Genomic DNA, 21911 nt, shown 5'->3' with positions numbered 1-21911 from the left:
TTTCAATGTTTAATAGTTTCGTTCCATTTTTTCAATTAAAATTAAAATTTCTGCGATGACTGCGTACAGTTGTGGGGGAATCGTATCGCCAAGGTCAAGATCAAGTAAATGTTGTACGAGCGCGGCATCTTGTTCGACGGGCACTCCATTTTGTTTGGCGAGTTCGATAATTTTTTCTGCCACATAGCCGCGCCCGTGGGCGACGACGGTCGGCGCTTTATCTCCTTCTTCATAGCGAATGACCGCCGCCGACGGACCGTTTATTTCCCGTTTTCGTTTTTGGTTAAAGTACATCATATTGTAAAATCATATCCTTTCTCCGTCCATGTTGCCCGTTTCGGCTCATTCGTTTTTTCTTCTTTTTTCTCAAACGTCGTAAATTGTACGTGACCGACGCGGTAGCCGATGTCTTCCAACCTTTTTGTCGCCGTTTCGATGAGCGGACGCATGCGCTCTGCAAAATCTTCGCGATCGTTACGAAACGTCACAGAAATTGTTCGTTCGTTCGCACTTAACAGCACGCCGACATCGCCGAGCTTTTTCGTTTCAAGTAAAAAGTATAAGCTGCAGTTTTCCCAATCGACTCGTTTTCCGTCGTTTCGGGCATTGACATATACTTTCACATCTTTTACTTCCTTTTGTAGCAACAACGGGATCGTAAAAAAGAGCGTTTGCATCGCACTTCCTTGATCGTTTTTATTCAGCAGCTGTTGCCCGGTCATATTCGTCAACGCTTGTTCTGCTTGTTTCGCTGCTTCTCCACCTGTCTGTGCTAATTTCATTAAGAGTCCTTTCATCGTATCTTCCGTTTGTTCGCTTTCACCGTTAAACACGAGTGCATTCGCCATATCGGTTTCATGCATCAAGCCGAGGCGACGAATCGTTTGCAGCATATGACGCGCGGACGGCTCCGGTTGGACAACATCGTTCCATTGCGCGAGTAATGCTTGTTCTGGCGCTTGTTGTTTAAGAGACTGAGCGTCGACAAAATGCTTCACTTTCACATCGGACGGCTTAAATTGCATTTGTTCAAGCGTACTTTTTACTTGTTTTACGATTTTTTGCGCTTCTGTCATTTGCCCTTTCTCTAACAGCTTTTTCGCTTCTGCTAATTGCGAACTTGCTTGCAGTAATTTTTTCTCCATCGTCATATCGGCAAACAACATCGCATCGCTTTTTAAAATCGTTTGGTCGAGCTGTTTAATCGTCGTTTCTAGCAATTGTTTTGCTTGCGGTCGCGCCGCTTGCTTGTATTGAGTAATGAGATGATCAATCGCCTCTAAATTGCGCATCATATCACGCTTCGTTTGTTGGAACTGTTTCGTCGCTTCTGCCATCCGTTTCGTGACGGTTTGCACGATAATATCTTTTGATTGCAAGCCGAGCGCAGCTAACGATTCGTACGCCGCATCATCAGCTGTTGAGGTATTGTTTGGCAACAACGTCTGTTCAACTTGTTGAAGCGCTTGAACGACCGTTTGTCTTGCGGCCATTTCTCGCCCGTTTTCTGCAAGCTCATCAGCACGAGCAAACGCTTCATGAAGTGACGGTTCCATATGTTGAGCGAGTTGCGCACGCGCCACGTTTAGCGCTTCTTTCACATTTGGCTCCTTTTGTATCGTTTTCATCGCTTGAGCGATAGCAACACGTACATCATTCGTTACACGTTTTCCACTTTCTGTTATTACAAGGGCTGTGAATAGCTGTTGGCGTTGTTTGTCGAGCATTTGTGTAACTTGCTGAAGCGTTTGCGCCATATTTGGTTGTTTAGCAAGTGTCGCATCACCTTGAAGCTCACGAACCGCTTCTGCCAACGTCATTGTTTGTTGTTCAAGGCGATCGGCAATCATATTTGCACGATGGACATATTCAGGCACGAGCTGTTGTTCGATGGCACGTAACGTTTGCACGAGCTTTTGCTGTGCCTCTGCACCACGACCAACTGCTTCAAATAATTTTGCTTGATTTAATGCTTGAATGACTTTCTCTGCTTCGTTCGCTGGTAACGTACGAGCGACTTCTCTCACTTGCGGCTCGATTGCTCTCACATTTGGGGCACTTTCTGCTTGTTTCCGTACTTCAGCGACCTGCTTTAACTGTGTTTCTTTTGCCTCCAACGCCGTGGTTGGCGCATTCGTTCGGATCACTTCTTTCGCTGTCCGCACGACATCCGCAACCGCTTCTTCTTCCACCGTACGTAACGCCTGCACGAACTGCTGACGGGCTTCCACACTTCGTCCAGCCGTCTCCAGCTGTTTCGCCTGTTCGAGCGCACGAGCGACTTTCTCTGCTTCGTTCGCTGGTAACGCTCGAACGACTTCTCTCACTTGCGGCTCGATTGCTCTCACATTTGGGGCACTTTCCGCTTGCTTACGCACGTCAGTGACCTGCTTTAACTGCGATTCTTTCGCTTCTACTGCCGTTGCCGGCGCATTCGCTCGAACCACTTCTTTTGCTGTACGCACGACGTCCGCAACCGCTTCTTCTTCCACCGTACGTAACCCCTGCACCAACTGTTGTCGGGCTTCCACACTTCGTCCAACCGTCTCCAGCTGTTTCGCCTGCTCGAGCGCACGAGCGACTTTCTCTGCTTCGTTCGCTGGTAACGCTCGAACGACTTCTCTCACTTGCGGCTCCACTGCTTTCATCGTCGGCGCGCTTTCCGCTTGTTTCCGCACTTCAGTAACTTGCTTTAACTGCGATTCTTTCGCTTCTACTACCGTTGAAGGCGCATTCGCTCGAACCACTTCTTTTGCTGTCCGCACGACATCCGCAACCGCTTCTTCTTCCACCGTACGTAACGCTTGCACGAACTGCTGACGGGCTTCCACACTTCGTCCAACCGTCTCCAGCTGTTTCGCCTGCTCGAGCGCACGAGCGACTTTCTCTCCTTCATCCGCTGGTAACGTACGAGTGAGTTCTCTCACTTGGGGCTCCACTGCTTTCATCGTCGGCGCACTTTCTGCTTGCTTACGCACGTCAGTGACCTGCTTTAACTGCGATTCTTTCGCTTCTACTGCCGTTGTCGGCGCATTCGCTCGAACCACTTCTTTCGCTGTCCGCACGACATCCGCAACCGCTTCTTCTTCCACCGTACGTAACGCCTGCACGAACTGCTGACGAGCTTCCACACTTCGTCCAACCGTCTCCAACTGTTTCGCCTGTTCAAGCGCGCGAGCGACTTTCTCTGCTTGTTCTGTTGGCAACGTACGAACAACTTCGCGTACTTGGGCTTCCACCACTCTCACATTTGGGGCACTTTCTGCTTGCTTCCGCACCTCGACCACTTGTTTCAGCTGTGTTTCTTTGGCTTCCAACGGTGTGGACGTTGGCGCATTCGCTCGAACCACTTCTTTCGCTGTCCGCACGACGTCCGCAATCGCTTCTTCTTCCACCGTACGTAATGCTTGCACCAACTGCTGACGAGCTTCGACACTTCGTCCAACCGTCTCCAGCTGTTTCGCTTGGTCAAAAGCGCGAGCGAGCTTCTCTCCCTGTTCCACTGGCAATGCTCGAACGATTTCTCTCACTTGCGCCTCCACGGCTTTCACATTCGGATCGCTTTCTGCTTGTTTTCGTAAATCAACCACTTGTTTTAGCTGTGCTTCTTTTCTTTCTAACGGCAATGTTGACTTACTCGGTTGGTCTCCTACCGTACGCAATGCTTGAATAAGGTCGTTTTTTGCTTTTTCTCCTAATTGTTGTACACGTTCAACGGCTTCATATAGTTCCTTCGATTCGATGCGTGGTAAAACCGTTTCTTTCAGCTGACGAACCGCATCTTCGACATGGCGAGCGTTGCGAACGATGCGTTTCGCTTCATCGATGACTTGCTTTTGTGAAGGTGAGGCCGATTGTACCGGAACATCTTCGTTTTTCTCTACAGAAGCAAACGCTTCAAGCAATCTTTGTTTAGCACGAAGTGGTTGACCTGAGCGATACAACTGTTCTGCCTCTTGTAATGCTGGCCCGAGCGTTTGACGAACGACGTCGCTTCCTTTTGCTATAGCGATCGCTTTGGCGACAATCGGCTCGCGTTCAATTTGTTGACGAATGATTTGCAACTGTTTCTCTTGCGTCGTTGCCCGTTCTGTTTGTACGTCATTCGTTTTCTTTTCGTTCACTTCTGCCATAGCGACCGCTTGCATAATGCGGCTGCGGGCAAACGATTCATGACCTCTCTCTTTCATTACAGTCGCTTCACGAACAGCTTTCGCAATCTCCTCATGCCCGTTTTCTTCGGCAAACTGTTTCGTCCATTCGATGACGCGGTCTATATTTTTTTCTTGTTGTAACTGTGTACGTAATTCGCTAATCGTTTGCGACGGTTGTTTGGCGATTGGAGTAAATGAAAAATGTGCGTCAATGGCGCGCACGATATCATGTAGCGATGCACTTAACGGCTTGCCGTGGAGCGCCTCATGAACCGCTTGTAACTGCTTTACTGTCATATCAAGCTTTTTACTTGCGGCAATTTGAATCGTTTCTAACTTTTGTTCAACCGTTCCTTTCCCTTCTGCTAAAAATGTGCGCAATGCCTCTACCGTTTCGCGAGTGAGCGGCAGTTGCTTTTGAGCAACGATCGTTGCCGCTTGGCGAAGTTCAGGCGTTTCAAACGTTTCAAATGATGATGTGGAAGGAGGTGTCACAACCTTCCCTTCGACCACTTCTCCATTCCCACCTGTCACTTGCACTTTCACTCTCCCAGAAGGCGGCACGTCTCCTTCAAAACGAAACCGAATATCCACCCCTCGCAATTGCACGATCGCTTCTTTTTCACTTACTTGCTCTTTCACGACCGCTTCATACACATCTCCGGCTTTTAACGTCACAGTCGTTGACGATGAGGATGCCGAGCGATAATGTCCGTATCCGCGAATTTCCATAACGACCCATCTCCGTTCTCCAATATTCCTACTTTTTATATCGACCATCGTTGCGCACTTTTCAATGGGATTTTGTTCCCAACTATGAACGGATAAGAGTAAACGAACAAATATCGCGCGCACCTGCGTCATACAGAAGTTTTGCTGCTTCGTGCACCGTTGCGCCTGTCGTGTAAATATCATCCACAATCACAATGCGCTTTTCTGCCACATTTTCTCCGGTGAGACAAAACTTCCGTCCAGTGAAACGTTCACGTCTCGTTTTTTTCGATTGTTTTTCATCATCGATACGTCGCAAAGCAAAAATCATCGGCAATGGCAAAAGGGAAGCGATCGCCTCCGCTTGATTAAATCCGCGTTCAGCTAGTCGAGAAGGGCTAAGAGGAATGGGCACGAGGCATACATCGGAAGAAAAATGTTTAGAAAAAACGGCGCGAACATCGTGACGAAACGCTTCAATAAGTGCATAATCGCCGCGAAATTTAAAACGATTCATCACTTCTTTCATCCAATCATTGTACATATACACCGAGACATTTTGTTTTAAAACACTTTTTCGTTTTTCCCACGCGATGCAATCTTCACATACCGCCTGATCAATTAAACGGCTACATCGCTCACAACGATTCCCTTCTAAACGAATAAAACGAGCGCGGCAACGCGGGCAACAAACATCCTCTTGCCGAAGCGTCAAAAAGATCGAAAAAGACATTTTCGGCATCCAATCATCATGACAAATGACACATTTCATTCGTCAAGCAACCCTCGCTTTCGTGCTTCATCGTTCATACGTACAATATGGCGCTTTGCTTTAACCATTGCTTTCGTTTTTCCAAAATGAAAAAAGCGAATATCACCTGTCGGATATTGCGCACTTCGCCCGACTCGTCCAGCAATTTGTACGAGCGCACTTTCTGTAAAAATCGGTTGTTCTGCACCGAACACAGCGACGTCAATGTTTGGCACAGTCACCCCACGCTCTAAAATCGTCGTTGTGACGAGAATAGGAATGTGTCCGCGACGAAAAGCGAGCACTTTTTCTTTTCGTTTCGGATCTTCAGCATGCACCCCTTCAATGAGAGGATGAAATTGTTGTAAGTACGGGACCACTTGTTGTAAAAATTCGATGTGAGGGACGAATAAAAAGGCTTGCTTCTTTTGTGATAAACGTGCATGGAGCCATTGAATGACACATAGCGGTAAACGGTGGTGGCGCCACTTTTTTTGCCAATTGCCGCACCATTCGAATGTAGGGACAGGGAGCGGATGACGATGATAACGGGCTGGGATCATGACCGCTTTCCGTTTTCCACTTTTTACTTCATGTTGCCATTGCTCGTTTGGGGTTGCAGTTAAATAAATGAGTGAAGACGTCGGTTTTCGGGCACGTTCAACGGCGTACGAAAGCATCGGATCAACGCTATACGGAAACGCATCGACTTCATCAACAATCATGACATCGAACGCCCGATAATACCGAAGCAATTGATGCGTCGTTGCCACCGTCAATGAAGCAAGTTTGCCACGGTCTTGACTACCGCCATATAATGCCGCCATATCGACCGATGGAAATACGCTCGCCAAGCGCGGAGCTAGCTCTAACACGACATCTGTGCGCGGAGCGGCGATGCAAACGCGCTTTCCGTGCGACAGCGCCAGATCGATTCCCGCAAATAACACTTCCGTTTTTCCTGCACCACATACGGCCCAAACGAGCAATGAGTCGTTTCGATCAATCGCATGACAAACTTCGTCGGAAGCAAGTTGTTGAGCCGGGGATAGTTTACCGCTCCATTTTAGCGGTGAAGAAAAAGAGGTGGAGGGAATTGGACCAGTCCATATGACGAGCGGATTGCATTCGCTACATCGTCCCATCGTGACACATTTTCGACAATACGTACATATACGTCCACAACGAGCGCACGGAAAAGACGCAAAAAGTTGTTGATCTTCGTTGTCGCATCGCACACAGCGATACCCTTTTTTCGTTTTGACGATACTTTCTACAACTTGAACATACTTCTCATCATAAGGAAAAGAAAGTCCAGACTTTAGCAGCTGTTTGCCTGCCATATACAAACGAATCACCCCACTAAAAAAGAAGTGGACGAGTCGTCCACTTCTTCTATTCGCGCTAATCAAAAAAATTCCTGTTTATTTTTTATACCAACCGAATCCCATTGCCCCTTCACCTAAATGTGTGCCGATGACCGGACCGAAATAACTAAGGAAAAATTCAACGTGCGGGTATTGTTGTTCAAGCTTTTCTTTCCATGCACGCGCTTCTTCTTCACGATTCGCATGAATGATGACCGCACGCATCGGAACGCCGAGCATCGCATCTTCCGCAAATAGCTCTTCTATTCGGCTTAACGCTTTTTTACGTGTACGAATTTTTTCAAACGGCACGATCACTTTATCAACGAAATGTAAAATCGGTTTTACCTGCAGAAGGCTGCCGATAAACGCTTGTGCGCCACTTAATCGACCACCGCGCTGCAAATGCGATAAATCATCGACCATAAAATAAGCGCGCACCGATCGTTTCATTTCATCTAGCTGCGCAATAATCGCCTCTGGATGCATACCTGCTTGCGCCATTTCTGCCGCTTCCATCGCATAAAATCCTTGCATCATGCAGCTAATTTCCGAATCATATGCATACACGCGAATACCTTCAACCATTTGACCCGCGGAAACGGCTCCTTGATACGTTCCGCTAATGCCGCTTGATAAATGAATGGAAATGACCGCATCGTATTGTTTCGCAAGCTGTTCGAACGTTTCAACAAATAGTCCAATCGGCGGCTGTGATGTTGTCGGCAGTTGTTCGCTCGTTTTTACTTTGTCAAAAAAATCTTCTGCGCTTATATCGATTTCTTCTCGATACGTCTCGGTTCCAAAGACAACACTTAAAGGAATGATATGTATATTCAACTGTTCACGAATATGCTTCGGGATATATGCAGTACTATCTGTTAAAATCGCCGTTTTCATCGCCTATACCTTCCTTGTCCAAAATTTTTCCTACTTGCATTGTACTATATTATAACTATCCTTGCATTGAAAAAGGTTGTCGAATCGATTCGACAACCTTATTTCACTTCTACCCAGCCATTTTTAATCGCAACGACAACGGCTTGCGTTCGGTCGTTAACATTTAATTTTTGCAAAATATTACTTACATGGTTTTTCACCGTTTTTTCGCTAATAAATAGCGCATCGGCAATGCCTTTATTGCTTTTTCCGTCCGCCAACAACTGCAACACTTCGCATTCGCGGCGCGTCAATAAATGGTACGGTCGGCGTACGTCTTGCTTTTGCTTCTCTTGTCCCATCGATTCCCCTGCAACGAGGCGACGATATTCTTTCACAAGATTATGCGTCACTTTCGGATGCAAGTACGAACCGCCTTCTGCCACAACACGAACCGCTTCAATTAAGGCGTCTGCATCCATTTCTTTTAACAAATATCCCATCGCCCCCGTTTGCAACGCATGCATGACGTAACTTTCATCATCATGAATCGATAAAATGATCACTTTTGTATCCGGATACGCCTCAACGAGTTGACGCGTTGCCTCTACCCCATTGACATGTGGCATATTAATGTCCATGATGACGACATCTGGCTTATATTGCTCGACAAGCGCCAATACTTCGTCTCCATCGCTTCCTTCCGCGACGACTTCAAAATCTTGTTCAAAATCTAAAATGCGTTTAATTCCTTCTCGAAATAGTTTATGGTCGTCAATTAAAACGATGCGCGTTTTCATAGCTGTCGTTCCCCTTTCTCTTCCGTCTTACGGAGCGGAATGGTCATCGTCACAATCGTTCCGCGTCCAAGTTGTGAGTAAAGATGTAGTTTTCCTTCTAACCATTCGATGCGCTCACGCATGCCGATTAATCCGAATGCTTTATCTTTTTTTTCATTCGGATTAAATCCTTTGCCATCATCTTTCACGACGATCAGCAAACTATCTTTTTTTAGCTCCATTTTCACTTGAATCTCCTTTGCCTCCGCATGCTTTAACGCATTTTGCACCGCTTCTTGCACGAGGCGGAAAATAGCGACTTCAAAACGATCGGATAAGCGGCGTACTTCTCCTATGTATGTAAACGTAATCGTTTTTTTATGATATTCCTCGATCGTTTGTAAATATTTTTTTAACGTCGGAATTAAACCGAGGTCGTCAAGCGCCATTGGGCGTAAATCGTAAATAATGCGGCGCACTTCGTATAAAGCGGAACGCACCATTTTTTTTAAATCACGCATTTCACGAATCGCTTCCTCCGCACCGCGTTCACGGTAAATGCGTTCAATTAAATCGGAACGCATAATGACGTTCGCGAGCATTTGCGCAGGTCCATCATGAATTTCCCGCGACAATCGCTTCCGCTCTTCCTCTTGTGCCTCAATAATACGAAGTCCAAATTCTTGTTTTTCATTTGCGCCAGTAATAAACTCGCTCAGCTCGCGGAAATCTCCGTTCAAATAGTTTAGCACAACCGTCACTTGACCAATTAAATGATCGGCTCGCTCAATCGTTTCTTTCACAGAAGCAAGCCGTCTTTCTAACTCATCGCGACGTTGACGCAGCTGTTTTTCTTTCTCTTGCGCCATCGCTAATTCCATTTGTAAAGAATGCGCTTTCTCATACGCTTGGCGAATTTCATCTTCCGTATAGCGAGAGAAGTTTTTACTTACATCGGATAATCGTTGCCGAGCCAACCGCGCTTTCATTTCTAAGTGATCTGTTTGATCAATGACGCGTTTCACTTCTTCTTTTGTTTGTCGGAGTTCTTCAAGCAGTCGTTCGTGTTCCTTGCGTGACTGTTCGCTAATATGAAAAATTTCCGCTTTACTTTGGTCGACCGTTTCAATCATTTTTTTTACAATTCGGTCGAGCTCTTTTGCATTTATTTTTTTATTGGACATACACACCACCTAAAGGAAAAATGACCAAAAGTCAAGCGAAATGACTTTTCTGACTTTTATTTGAATATTCTTCTTGCTTTGAACATTGGGCATATCGTTTTATAATTTTTATTATAGCATGTTTCACCTATTTCTATCAGCATTTTTCGACAACAAACGCACAACATTCCAATAATCATTCGAGGTGATTACACGTTGTTAGAGACATACTATACGGTAAAAGGATATGGAGAGGCAGAAATCGTCATTGAAAAATCGCGCTTCATTTGTTACGTCGAACGCGCAACAACAGAAGAAGAAGCGATTCGCTTTATTCAACAAATTAAGAAAAAACATTGGGATGCGACGCATAACTGTTCGGCATATATGATCGGCGAACACGATCACATTCAAAAAGCAAACGATGATGGCGAGCCGAGCGGCACGGCAGGCGTTCCGATGCTTGAAGTATTGAAAAAGAAAAAGTTAAAAAACACCGTCGTCGTTGTGACACGATATTTTGGTGGCATTAAACTCGGCGCTGGTGGTCTTGTGCGCGCTTACGGAAAAGCGGTGACAGAAGGACTAAAAGCCGCAGGCATTGTCGAACGTAAACTGATGCGCATTATGCATACAACAATTGACTATACATGGCTTGGAAAAGTGGAAAATGAACTACGCGCCTCTATTTATGCAGTGAAAGACATTCATTATGCGGAACACGTCACGATCGACACATACGTCGAAGAAAAACAAAAAGACGATTTCCGCGCATGGATGACAGAACTGACAAACGGGAAAAGCACAATCACAGAGGGCGAGCATGTATACGTCGAGTTTGATGTCGCACAGTAAAAAAATTTTCGTTTACGACTGCATAAAAATTTTGTAAAATGATGATTGTTTACATGTCGATATTTGTTGAACTTTTGAAAAAAGGGGAACGACGATGCAAAATAGACGAGCATATATGAAAAAAAAGAAAAAACGAAAAAAAATATGGACATTTGTCCTACTCCCATTGCTTCTTCTTATCATCGGGGGAGGGGCATACGCCACGTTTCTTTTCAACAAAGCACAGTCCGTCATCCAACAGTCATTCGAACAAATTGATGGGCGCGAAAAATCAGAAAAGCGAATAAAAGAAGTGGATCCGAATTCCGATAACATTTCTGTTTTATTTATCGGCGTAGACGACAGCAACATTCGCCAAAAGAAAGGAATGGGAGCGGTACGTTCCGATGCGCTTATCCTTGCGACATTTAACGTGAAAGATAAAACGGTCAAATTGCTTAGCATCCCACGCGACTCTTACGTATACATTCCAATCGAGAAAAAATACGATAAAATTACACACGCCCATGCATACGGCGGAGTAAAAGCAACGGTCGAAACAGTTGAAGAATTGCTCGATATTCCAGTCGATTATTACGTCAAAATGAACTTTGAAGCGTTTGTTGATGTCGTTGACGAACTCGGTGGCATTGAGTTTGATGTCCCTTACGAACTTCGCGAAATGGATTCACACGATCGGAAAAATGCGATTCATTTGAAACCAGGCTTACAAACGTTAAACGGTGAAGAAGCGCTGGCGCTTGCGAGAACACGGAAATATGACAACGACATTGAGCGCGGCAAACGCCAACAAGAACTGATGAAAGCGATCTTCAAAAAAGCGATGAACGTAAAATCGCTCACAAAATTTGACGATGTGATGGAAGCGGTCGGGAAAAATATGACGACAAACTTAACGTTTGAGGAAATGAAAGGTTTCTTCGCTTATGCAACAAAAGGAACAGGCGCAAACATTGAAACGCTTCATCTCAAAGGAGAAGACGCACGCATTAGCGGCGTATATTATTACCGACTTGACGAAGCAACAGTAGACGAAATTAAACAAACGTTAAAAACACATCTTGACGTATCGTCTTATCAAGCACGAACAGAACAATTCGCGCAAGAACAATGAAGAGGGTGTCTCTCGAGACACCCTCTTTTATTGTTATGAAATTTTTCTCATGCCACGAACCATCTTCAGTAGCGGACGATAATCTTTTCCGACAAGACCAATTTTCTCGACAACAAGCTCAACGACAAGCAACACAAACGCAATGACGACTAACGCGCCAAACATCGTTGCTTTCGATAACACAACTGCCGCAACACCAAACATCGCTGCCATGCCATAAATAATTAACACCGTTTGACGATGACTGTATCCAAGACGTAGTAGACAATGATGCAAATGCGACTTATCTGGCGCTGATAACGGCTGTTTATTGACGATGCGTCTAACGATCGCAAACAGCGTATCTGAAATAGGCACCCCTAAAATTAAAATCGGGATAATTAACGAAAACACTGTAACGTTTTTAAAACCAAGAAGCGATAACACCGAAATCATATAGCCTAAAAATAATGCCCCTGTATCGCCCATAAAAATTTTCGCTGGATGGAAATTATATAAAAGAAAACCGAGCGTACTTCCGAGCAATAATAAACTCATCGCAAAAACAAACACATACGTATTGCCCATCGTCGCTGCCATTCCAGCAATCGTGACAAGGGCAATGGACGAGACGCCAGCAGCTAAACCATCTAAGCCGTCAATTAAGTTAATCGCATTTGTAATACCGATAATCCAAAGCATCGTAATCGGGATACTTAATAATCCAAACTCTAAATGACCACCAAATGGCAAGTTAATAAAATCGATACGAATGCCACCGTATACGACGACAATGGCGGCAACGATTTGACCGAGCAGCTTCCACTTTGGCGGCAACTCATATATATCATCAAGCACGCCCGTGAATACGATGATTGTCGCACCAATGACAATCGCTGTCGCATATGGGCTAGCTGGCTTCAATACAAAGTAACCGACGATAAAACTAATAAAAATCGCTAATCCACCTAAACGTGGCATAATTTTTTGGTGCACTTTCCGCTTGTTTGGCTTGTCCGTTGCACCAACTCGAAACGCCAACCATTTCACGACAGGCGTAATGAGCACAGCTAAAATAAAACAAAGAAACAAGGTGAAATAAACCATAGGAAACCTCCCTATTCGTTAGCATTCCCGATTTTTCAATCAATTATTGTTTAAAAAGTAACACTTTCTACCATCTCTTTTTACAAACCTATCAGACATTATACCATAAATTTTAAAATCGACAAATGGAAAATAGAAAACTAGAATTTTGTTACATTTTCGTCCTTTTTGTTGAAATGATTTGTTATAATGTGAGATAGATAGAAATGAGGGAGGAGAAAACGGTGAAAAAAAGAACGATTGTCATGATGTTGCTTGCAGCGATGTTAACCGTTTCTGCATCAAAAGCATTGGCAAATAGCGAACCTGTTTTGGCAAGCGTAGAATGGGTGCTAGCAAAAATAAATCCGCTAAATGAGCGCGTCACAAAGCTTGAACAGCGCGTTCAACAGCTTGAGCAAGAAGTCGCGAAATTGAAACAACAACTAGAGGCGGCGAAATAATGATGAAAAGCATTCGATGGATCGTAGTCGCTTTTAGCATGTTTCTTTTTATCCCAACATCCGTTCATGCCGCATCGTATCCGACACCGGTCAAGGTAAAACTATTGCCGACCGCAACGTTCCTTGCGACAGTAAATGGAAACTATCAACTCATTGATTTGAAAACGAAACAAGCGATCCCATTTACAAATCCGGTTGCCTTTTCGCAAACGAACGGAGCAGTCGTCGCAACGATCAATGGCGTTTCGTACACATCGACAAGCGGTTTTTTATTAGATGAAGTGACAAGAAACGACCAACATGACGTCACGATCGGCAGCATTCAACAAGCAAATGGAAAATCAGCACCTGTGAAATACCGCGGGTCGTTTGAAATTACACCAGGGCAAACGGCACCAAACTTATTTAATACGTTAGACATGGAAGACTATTTAAAAGGTGTTGTCCCTGGGGAAATGCCATCATCTTGGCATAAAGAAGCGTTAAAAGCACAAGCTGTCGCTGCACGCAGCTACGCATACGCTCAATTGAAAAAATCGTCGTTTTTACAAATGACGGTGGCCAGCCAAGTATACGGTGGAAAATCAAAAGAACAAGCGACATCCACCGCAGCAGTTAACGAAACAGCAGGTGTGTATGCAACATATCAAAATGAACCGATTGCCGCCTATTTCCATTCAAGTTCTGGTGGGAATACAGAAAATAGCGAAAATGTGTGGGGCGGCGCTGTTCCGTACATTCGCTCTGTTTCCGATCCGTACGATCGTCATGCGAGCAATCCACATTACGGATGGAACGGAAAAGTCGCAACAACTGTCGTATCATCAAAATTTAAACTAACAAACGAACAAGTCGTGTCGCTTCGTGTCACGCAAAAAACAAGTGCAGGAAGCGTACAACAAATGGAAGCGACTGTGTACAATCCTGCCACAGGGCAAAAACGGACCTTGCAAGTGCGACCTTCGTTTGTATCATCACCTGATGCGTTCCGTTCATTTTTTGGCGTTTCATTAAAAAGTATTGCCTTCGATGTCAAAGGAAATGCTAACGTAAAAGTAAAACTTGCGGACGGTTCAGAACAAACGGTCGATCATATTGTCGGCTACACACTTCAAACAAATAGCGGACAAACGATCATTTCAAACGGAAATGCTTCCATTCGTACAGAAAATGAAACGATTTACTACCCAACTGCGCCAACGGAATTTACATTCACAGGCGATGGATGGGGGCATCGACTTGGCATGAGCCAATGGGGTGCGCGCTCAATGGCGGAAAAAGGCTTTACGTACGATCAAATTTTAAAGTACTACTATAAAGGAATTGAAGTAAAAAAAATCAAATAGGCTGTGCACATGCACAGCCTATTTATTTTGCAACGCCCGATCCATAAATGTAGCAAAGTGAGCGCGCGTCGTCGGTTGTTCTGGATAAAAATAACCATTACTTCCTTCCGCAATCCCATGTTGAGAGATGATGCGAATTTCTAGCGCCCCTTCTGTTCCGTTTGTCACATCTTTATATCCTGCATATGGCGCTGACGTTGCTTGCAGGCGAAAAGCACGTTGAATAATCATCGCCATATGTTTTCGCTTCATGGACTCTTGAGGGGCAAAGCGATTGTTTGGGTACCCTCCGACAAAGCCAGCCTCATACGCCGTCATAATTTCGCGGGCAAACGGATGAGAATTTGGGACATCCGCAAAAATCGATGGCTTATTTGATAGCGGAAGTTGAAATGCCCTTACAAGCATCGCCGCTGCTTGCGCACGCGTAATCGCTTGATTCGGGGCGAATAAACCATTCCCCACGCCACCGACAATGTTTTGACGATATAAACGAGCGACCGGAACATACGCCCAATGACCGAGTGGAACGTCTTTAAACACTTGCGGCGATTCCGCAGCTGTTTTCATTTTCGTAAGCTGTTGTTCCAATTGTTTCATCTTTTCATCGATTTGATTTAAACGTCTATTCGTATCCGCTATTTGTTGCTCTGTCCACGGCGCTGTTGCAATTTCTTGCTCTTCACTTGCCCCTGCGTGTTCCTGCTCGCACGCTGTTAAGAACAACACGAAAACGATAGGAAGAATCCATTTTCGCACCATGCCACCTCCTCTATTGTGATGTATAGTATTTCACAATCCCTTGATAAATCGCTTCAGCATATATATTTTGATATTCCGGTGACGTTAATTTCGCACGATCTTCTGCGTTAGAAATAAATCCAAGTTCGACGAGCACGCTTGTCACACTATTGTTGCGCAACACATACAGGCCGCTATTTTTCACACCGCGATCAACCATATTCGCCATGCGGACAATCTCCTCTTGAATGTATTGTGCTAATTTTTTACTTTCCTCTCCGTTCGGATTCGTCGATGAATCGTAAAACACTTCTGCTCCTTTCGCACTTGTATTTGTCGCCGAATTTGTATGAATGCTAACAAACATTTCCGCGTAGCTGTTTTTCGCGATATTCACGCGATCTTGCAACGTCGGATAAACGTCCGTCTCTCGCGTCATAATAACGGTTGCGCCTGCTTTTTCAAGTTTTTCTTTTACGAATTTCGCCACTTCAAGCACAATCGTTTTTTCGTTCGCTCCTCCGCTTATTGCACCAGGATCTTTTCCACCGTGCCCCGCATCAACGACAATAATGCGTCCTTTCACAGGAGAACCTGCAATATTCCGCAATTTTAAATATGTTTTATGCACGTAAGCAAACTGACCGTTATAAGCAATTTTTGCCCAATAGCCGTTTATATCGTACACATCCACAACTTGTCCTTTTCGCAATGTTCCAACAAGCCCCCCTGTCGCTGATGGCGTTTGTCGAACATTGAGCGTCGAAATCGTCACCGTTCCTTGAATGTTCGTTTTTCCTTGTTCGATTAAGTCCGGCAACGGCAAACGGAACTGATCGTTAATCGTCCGAGCTAACAACGTCGCAAATTCAGCACGAGAAATGGCATCTTTCGGGAAAAATTGTCCATCCCGTCCGTTCGCTATGCCGTGATAATATAGACGATTGATGTGCGCAAGGGCCCAGTGACCTGTCGTATCTTTAAATACGGGGGCAGCCTCAACCGCAGCACCTTTGCTTGGAAGAGAAAAGGCGTTCACAAGAACGATGCTCATTTCAGCGCGGGAAAGACTGTCATTTGGACGAAAATTCGTCGTACCGTCCCCTCCCATAATACCAAGCTGTACCGCACGCGCAATCCAGCCACGCGCCCAATGATTGTTCGGAATATCTTGAAATGACAACGTTCCATCTTTCCACTCTGTCTGTCCGAGAGCGCTGACGATCATTTTCGCCGCTTCTGCCCGCGTCACCGATTGCGCTGGACGAAACTCCGATGTTTGCCCAACTTGATAACCGTTAATAATTTGCGCATGTGCTAAAAAGTCAATTTCATTTTTCGCCCAATGACCGTCTCCAACATCGACAAATCGTCCTTCTTGCTTTAATTCTGTATTTGCCCAACTATGTGTGGGGACAGAAAAAAAAGCAAGAAAAACGATCAAAAGACAATATACGTGACGTTTCCCCAGCATATTTCTCTCCCTTTCGACATTTTTCTATCATCAAGCATAACAAACAATCCTAACCTTTTCCATACCCAACAACGCATATTTTTCTTTTCGACACGTCTCTGTCTTTTTTCGACAAAAAACGACACTAAACGACAAATTTATACAACAAAGTTATTATTTTTGTAGTGATTTTTTTTAAAAAAAACGGCTATACTTACTTATGCGATAAGGTTTTGGTTGCTAAGTCAGCCTCCCCACCGATTTGGAAACGGTGGGGCTTTTTTTATGCTACTCTTGTCGAATATTGTCGAATGAGTGTCGAAACGCGCACAAGCATCGCGCACATTTGCGCTCTCGTCACAGGTTCATTCGGATGAAAATATGACGTTTTCGCAACGATCCCTCGTTCCGCTAACAACTGCACCGCTTTCCACATATCTTGTTGTGTTACATCTTGAAATGGATAAACAGAACGAATCGGCTCGTTTTCTAGTTGAAGCGCACGCATGAGAAGTAAAGCAAACTGTCCGCGCGTCAGTTGCTCATGTAACAACGCTTTTCCTTCCGTTCCTTTCACAATTCCCTTTTCCGCTGCCGTTGCTACTAACAGCGCATTCGTCGCTGTCAATGGCACATCGACAAAAGGAGACTGCAATATAGAAGGCGCCCCCCAACCGAACAGACGAGCAAGCATCACAATACTTTCTCGGCGCGTTAAAGGAGTATTTGGACGAAACGTCCTATCTTCATACCCACGTATCATTCCAAGTTGTTGTGCCTGTAAAATATCGCTATACGCCCAATATGTTTTCTTTACATCAGAAAACGGCGTTGGTCGAATGGGAACAGCACGAATATCGGAAGCGATCACTCGTTGTTGTTCATCTGTGATGACAACCGCCACATCTCCTTGTTGTTTCGCTAGATCAAACAAACGAAACGGCATCATCTCCTGATGAATAACGAACGAATGAACAAGTTTTCCATTGATAAAAAGGTGACCATTTTTCCCTACAAAACGCGAAGACAAGCCTAAAATATACGTACGATTTTTTTCAATGGGCTGTCCCGGCTGTAAGTTCATCCAGTCAATGCTTGATGGATTCGATAACGCGATCGCTTGTTGCCATTGAATGATTCCATATCCTGTGTACATATCATATCCGCGCCAATATACATCTTTCGCCGTCTTCCATATACGGTTGCGAAGTTGAAATGCATCTTCTTCTCGGTACATCGCGCGCAATACAGCCAATAGTGCGGAGACGTGCGGAGCAGCCATCGACGTACCACGCATCGCCCGATAACCTGATGGATATGTGCTTATTAGAAAATCTCCAGGGGCGCTTACTTCTACGTCCCAACCATAATTCGAAATAGAAAGGGGCATTTGTTGTCGATCAACCGCTGCTACCGTAATGACTCCGGGGTAGCTGGCAGGATAAATATTTGTGGTGGGCATATGGCTATTGCCAGCCGCCGCCACCACATGCACACCACGTTTGACAGCTTCTTCGATGATCGATTTTAACACTTCCGTTTCTCCTTGGCCGGCTAAGCTTAAATTAATAATCGAAGCACCGTGCTCAAGCGCGTATTTGACCCCTTTTGCAATTTCAAAGTCACCGCCGACTCCGTAACGGTCTAACACTTTAATCGGCAAAATATCTACGGGCGCATCCCCAATCAGTCCTGCTATTCCTTTGCCGTTATTGACGCTAGCGGCTAAAATGCCTGTCACATGCGTCCCATGCCCAAACGTATCATCCGCATATCGCTTGTTTTCCGCATAATCAACGCTAACACTATATAGCACATGATCGTTCAAATCTTCATGTTGTACGACACCTGAATCGATGACCGCAACAAGGACATGATTCACACCTTTTAATTCGACGATGCGCGGACGATTCGTCCAATTTGGCGCCGTAACATATAGATGAATCGTTGAAGAAGGACGGGGGATGAGAACATCAAGACGAGGAAGTTCACCTTCGTTTTCCCCTAACGTCGTCCCTTTTTCATCTTTCACCTGTATACGCCATGGTCCTTCGATATGATCGACTGTGACAGAAAGGCGAGATAATGTTTCTTCTCCAAGCGCGATGACGATATGTTCACCGAAAAACGCCTCTCCGTCATACACTTCTTCTTGTCCATCAACAATCATCGTTTTTCCAATTATCCGGTTGACCGATGTAAGCGAAGGCATGTGCCAATCAATAAGCGGCAAAGACCATTGCTCTGAAAATAACGGGTCATTGACAGCTGCTCGCTTCATATCATTTTTCTCCATTTTTAAAACAAACGGTAAACGAGAAATGTGTTCTCGTTCTTCTTCTGTGACCACCACTTTCGCAAACGATCCAACCGTATCTACGACGTATGATTGAATAGTGGAGAAATTGGACGGATGCCGCACTTGTACGATCCATTCCTCTTTTTCATCTGCTTGAATGACAGAAGGAAATAAAAAGAAAACAACACATAGCCATAACCACCTGCTCACACTTGCCACCTCCTACGTACTTCCATTGTATCGCGTCCACTTCGACATGAATAGACAAAAACGACACTTGTATAAAAGTAGTCATTTAACTAAAAAATAAAAGTTTTTTAACATTTTATGAATTTTGTTATCATTTCATAGATTCATAATCAAGTAGAAATAAAAGACGTCCACACGGGCGTCTTTTTTTACTTCAAATTCCAAAATACGTGACAAAAGGAAGTCCTATGGTATAATACCATGGGAAGGAGTGATTACGTTGTTAAAAAAAATCGTTGGATATGCACTCGTTGCCCTCATGATCTTTTCATCTATGCCAACAGCTACCGAGGCAACAAGCATTCGGCCTATGCATATCCCAATTACAGCAAACGGAAAGACAATACAAACAGATACTTCGCCGATTATGGTGAACAATCGCGTTCTTGTGCCATTTCGGGCGATTTCTCAATCGATGGGGGCCAATATTTTTTGGAACGCCAATACAAAACAAGTGACCGTTCAAAAAAATAAAAAAGTGATTTTTCTTACCGTCCAATCAACAACGGCGACAATCAACGATCAAACGGTCACGCTTGATTCCCCTCCAATCATTTATCGAGGACGCACATTCGTTCCTGTTCGCTTTGTCGCTGAAGCGCTTGACGCGAACGTGCAATGGACTGGAAAAGAGGTGCGCATCTCTTGGTCAACCCTCCAGACAAGTGCTGGAGCAGTGTACGTGAATCAAACGAAAGTTACAAACAACACCATGACGGATGGGGTATATACATATGTTCCATTAAAAAAATTGTTAACAGCGATCGATGTCAATGTTGATTGGATTGAAACAGAGGAAACGATGATCGTTCGCTTATCCCGTGGCCAAATGTCAATTACGGCAGGAAAAAAACAATTAATCGTTGACGATCATGAAATTGTCGCACCGCTTGCACCAATTCGACTAAACGATGAATGGTACGTATCCGCTTCATGGGTCATGACTGTTTTTGGCGCACAAATGACTCGAAACGGAAATAACGATTTATTTTTCTCGATTCCTCGAACGACGTTTCGCAGTCCGTTACTGCCAATCGCCGAAACTTCAATTGCTGTCCCACAGCACGTGACAACACCAAAAATGGCTGATGACCGTCGTCTATTAATAAGCGACAACCCAGAAGTGTTAACACCTGTTTCTGTGCCAAATCAGCAAGCGACGTTAGCACTTGATCACGTGCAAGGACAACAAGGAACGATGGACCATCGCGTATTTGGCTGGCACGTCAACAACTTAGGCACTCGCGCCACTGTCGCCATTATTGTTGACAATCGTTCTTCTAACGACATCATTGTCACGAATATAAAAGGAACATCCCGAACAAGTCCAAACAGTTGGGGACATTACGATGTCGGTTTACCACTGGCTGAAACGGTGCTACGACAAGCGCTCACAACCGCACCAACGGTGAAAGTGAAAGCAGGAACGGGCGCAGTCATTCAAGCGTTTGATGTGTCAAACAACCAACTGCTCGGATTTTTATATGACTTCACCATTCAGCAAGAAAACAACGGTACAGGAAACTATCGCATTCGCACAGTCGTCACAAGCTCGTCAGCGAATTTCTCAACGATTTCTCCTACGCTCGCACCGCTTGATTCTTATGCGACTCATCCGCGCGGCGTATGGAAAGGAACAACGTTAGAAGCCACGTTGCCGACATATACGATCGATAACGAACCAGTCGCCTACAGCATATCAAACGGAAAAACAGATCATCTTCTTTCCGTTGCCAATGCATTAAGCGACCCGACCGAAACGGTGCACAATCCCGGTCATTACGGCTTAACGTACCGTCTATCGCTTCCGATTCAAAATGAAACGGGGGAAATACAAACGGTTCGCCTCCGTTTTAGCGCCCGCGGCGGGTCATATTGTGGGGCTGTAAAAGTAAACGGTGTCGTCTATGTCATCCCGCCGCTTCAGCCATTTACACAATCCGCATCTGTCGACTATATCGTCTTTTCAAATCAAGACATGATCTCGCTTGAATTTATGCATGCAGGCGGAGCTGCACTGCCACTTGGGGTTGAAGTTTCGACGGTGAAGTAAATATGTATAAATATAGGGAAGGTCTCCTATACGGAAACCTTCCTTTGCCTATATCAAAATTTCCTTTCACTGGACTCTTCATTTACCATTAAAGGAATCATATATATCCAGTTGATCATCCCCCCATTTTTCCGCCACTCTTTTCTATAAAAAAATGTGATGAAACGGTGAGGTCGTTTTCCAACTTATCCATATTTTATTCCAAAGAAGGGAGATCAATTATGAACAACCATGTAGAACTAAATGAACACAAATGAGTAGATATATGGGGGAGGGTTTGCTGGACCTTCATTGATAACGTTCTTAACACAGGAATTGACTTTATAATTGTAAACCTTGCACCGAAGAAAATGACAGGCAAGGAAGCAAGAAACGTGCTGATGGACATGTCAATGAGGATGAACTAGGAGTTGTAATTGGGGACGTTTCACCTCCCCCATGCTTCGAGTCATTCTTTGTTATGTAAAG

Annotated in this window: 16 protein-coding genes; 5 read left to right on the top strand and 11 right to left on the bottom strand. The window is 44.8% G+C overall.

The window, feature by feature from the left end; genetic code table 11:
* Window positions 1-9: 9 nt before the first annotated feature.
* The 7 genes from JV16_RS07405 to JV16_RS07375 all read right to left on the bottom strand — a co-directional run bounded on the left by JV16_RS07405 (window position 10) and on the right by JV16_RS07375 (window position 9825).
* A complete protein-coding gene (locus JV16_RS07405; RefSeq protein WP_009362432.1) occupies window positions 10-297 on the bottom strand; it encodes an EscU/YscU/HrcU family type III secretion system export apparatus switch protein in 288 nt (95 codons plus the stop codon).
* On the bottom strand, window positions 294-4886 hold the full coding sequence (locus tag JV16_RS07400; protein WP_021095713.1) for a metal-dependent peptidase: 4593 nt from the start codon (window positions 4884-4886) through the stop codon (window positions 294-296). The genes JV16_RS07405 and JV16_RS07400 overlap by 4 nt, the downstream gene beginning before the upstream one ends.
* An 82-nt stretch (window positions 4887-4968) precedes the next feature.
* Complete coding sequence (locus JV16_RS07395) at window positions 4969-5637, bottom strand: ComF family protein (protein ID WP_021095712.1); 669 nt, start codon at window positions 5635-5637, stop codon at window positions 4969-4971.
* The gene (locus JV16_RS07390) at window positions 5634-6974 is read right to left on the bottom strand and encodes an ATP-dependent helicase ComFA (protein ID WP_035063517.1); all 1341 of its coding nucleotides are present in this window, start codon (window positions 6972-6974) and stop codon (window positions 5634-5636) included. Before JV16_RS07390 ends, JV16_RS07395 begins: the two co-directional genes overlap by 4 nt.
* A 66-nt stretch (window positions 6975-7040) precedes the next feature.
* Complete coding sequence (locus tag JV16_RS07385; RefSeq protein WP_021095710.1) at window positions 7041-7883, bottom strand: DegV family protein; 843 nt, start codon at window positions 7881-7883, stop codon at window positions 7041-7043.
* A gap of 98 nt (window positions 7884-7981) precedes the next feature.
* Window positions 7982-8662, bottom strand: coding sequence for a response regulator (locus JV16_RS07380; RefSeq protein ID WP_021095709.1), 681 nt, complete (start codon window positions 8660-8662; stop codon window positions 7982-7984).
* Window positions 8659-9825, bottom strand: a complete 1167-nt coding sequence (locus JV16_RS07375) for a sensor histidine kinase (protein WP_042535013.1) — start codon at window positions 9823-9825, stop codon at window positions 8659-8661. Before JV16_RS07375 ends, JV16_RS07380 begins: the two co-directional genes overlap by 4 nt.
* A gap of 195 nt (window positions 9826-10020) precedes the next feature.
* On the opposite strand from JV16_RS07375, the gene JV16_RS07370 reads away from it, so the two are divergent.
* Both JV16_RS07370 and JV16_RS07365 read left to right on the top strand, forming a co-directional pair.
* Window positions 10021-10659 carry a YigZ family protein gene (locus tag JV16_RS07370; protein ID WP_042535011.1) on the top strand — a complete coding sequence of 213 codons (639 nt, stop codon included), beginning with the start codon at window positions 10021-10023 and terminating at the stop codon, window positions 10657-10659.
* 94 nt (window positions 10660-10753) lie between these two features.
* The gene (locus tag JV16_RS07365; RefSeq protein ID WP_021095706.1) at window positions 10754-11773 is read left to right on the top strand and encodes an LCP family protein; all 1020 of its coding nucleotides are present in this window, start codon (window positions 10754-10756) and stop codon (window positions 11771-11773) included.
* Window positions 11774-11806: 33 nt separating this feature from the next.
* Here JV16_RS07365 and JV16_RS07360 read toward each other — a convergent pair whose 3' ends face one another.
* A complete protein-coding gene (locus JV16_RS07360) occupies window positions 11807-12859 on the bottom strand; it encodes a glycosyltransferase family 4 protein (protein ID WP_021095705.1) in 1053 nt (350 codons plus the stop codon).
* Between the two features lie 224 nt (window positions 12860-13083).
* Here JV16_RS07360 and JV16_RS07355 point away from each other — a divergent pair, with 224 nt between their 5' ends.
* Together JV16_RS07355 and JV16_RS07350 are read left to right on the top strand one after the other, a co-directional pair.
* Window positions 13084-13302, top strand: coding sequence for a hypothetical protein (locus tag JV16_RS07355; protein WP_021095704.1), 219 nt, complete (start codon window positions 13084-13086; stop codon window positions 13300-13302).
* Entirely contained in the window at window positions 13302-14648 is a 1347-nt protein-coding gene (locus JV16_RS07350) for a SpoIID/LytB domain-containing protein (RefSeq protein WP_035063515.1), read from the top strand. The genes JV16_RS07355 and JV16_RS07350 overlap by 1 nt, the downstream gene beginning before the upstream one ends.
* An 18-nt stretch (window positions 14649-14666) precedes the next feature.
* On the opposite strand, the gene JV16_RS07345 is transcribed toward JV16_RS07350, so the two are convergent.
* The 3 genes from JV16_RS07345 to JV16_RS07335 form a co-directional block, all read right to left on the bottom strand.
* A complete protein-coding gene (locus JV16_RS07345; protein WP_021095702.1) occupies window positions 14667-15410 on the bottom strand; it encodes an S-layer homology domain-containing protein in 744 nt (247 codons plus the stop codon).
* Between the two features lie 10 nt (window positions 15411-15420).
* Entirely contained in the window at window positions 15421-16863 is a 1443-nt protein-coding gene (locus JV16_RS07340; protein WP_042535009.1) for an N-acetylmuramoyl-L-alanine amidase, read from the bottom strand.
* Between the two features lie 262 nt (window positions 16864-17125).
* Window positions 17126-19351, bottom strand: a complete 2226-nt coding sequence (locus tag JV16_RS07335; protein ID WP_042535007.1) for a S8 family peptidase — start codon at window positions 19349-19351, stop codon at window positions 17126-17128.
* A gap of 250 nt (window positions 19352-19601) precedes the next feature.
* Here JV16_RS07335 and JV16_RS07330 point away from each other — a divergent pair, with 250 nt between their 5' ends.
* A complete protein-coding gene (locus JV16_RS07330) occupies window positions 19602-21443 on the top strand; it encodes a stalk domain-containing protein (protein ID WP_035063513.1) in 1842 nt (613 codons plus the stop codon).
* Window positions 21444-21911: the final 468 nt, after the last annotated feature.

Origin of the sequence: Anoxybacillus ayderensis (genome assembly GCF_000833605.1) — a bacterium.
GTDB classification, from domain to species: domain Bacteria; phylum Bacillota; class Bacilli; order Bacillales; family Anoxybacillaceae; genus Anoxybacillus; species Anoxybacillus ayderensis.
Note: the sequence above shows the minus strand (reverse complement) of the source record. Positions and strands in the feature narration are given on the sequence as shown.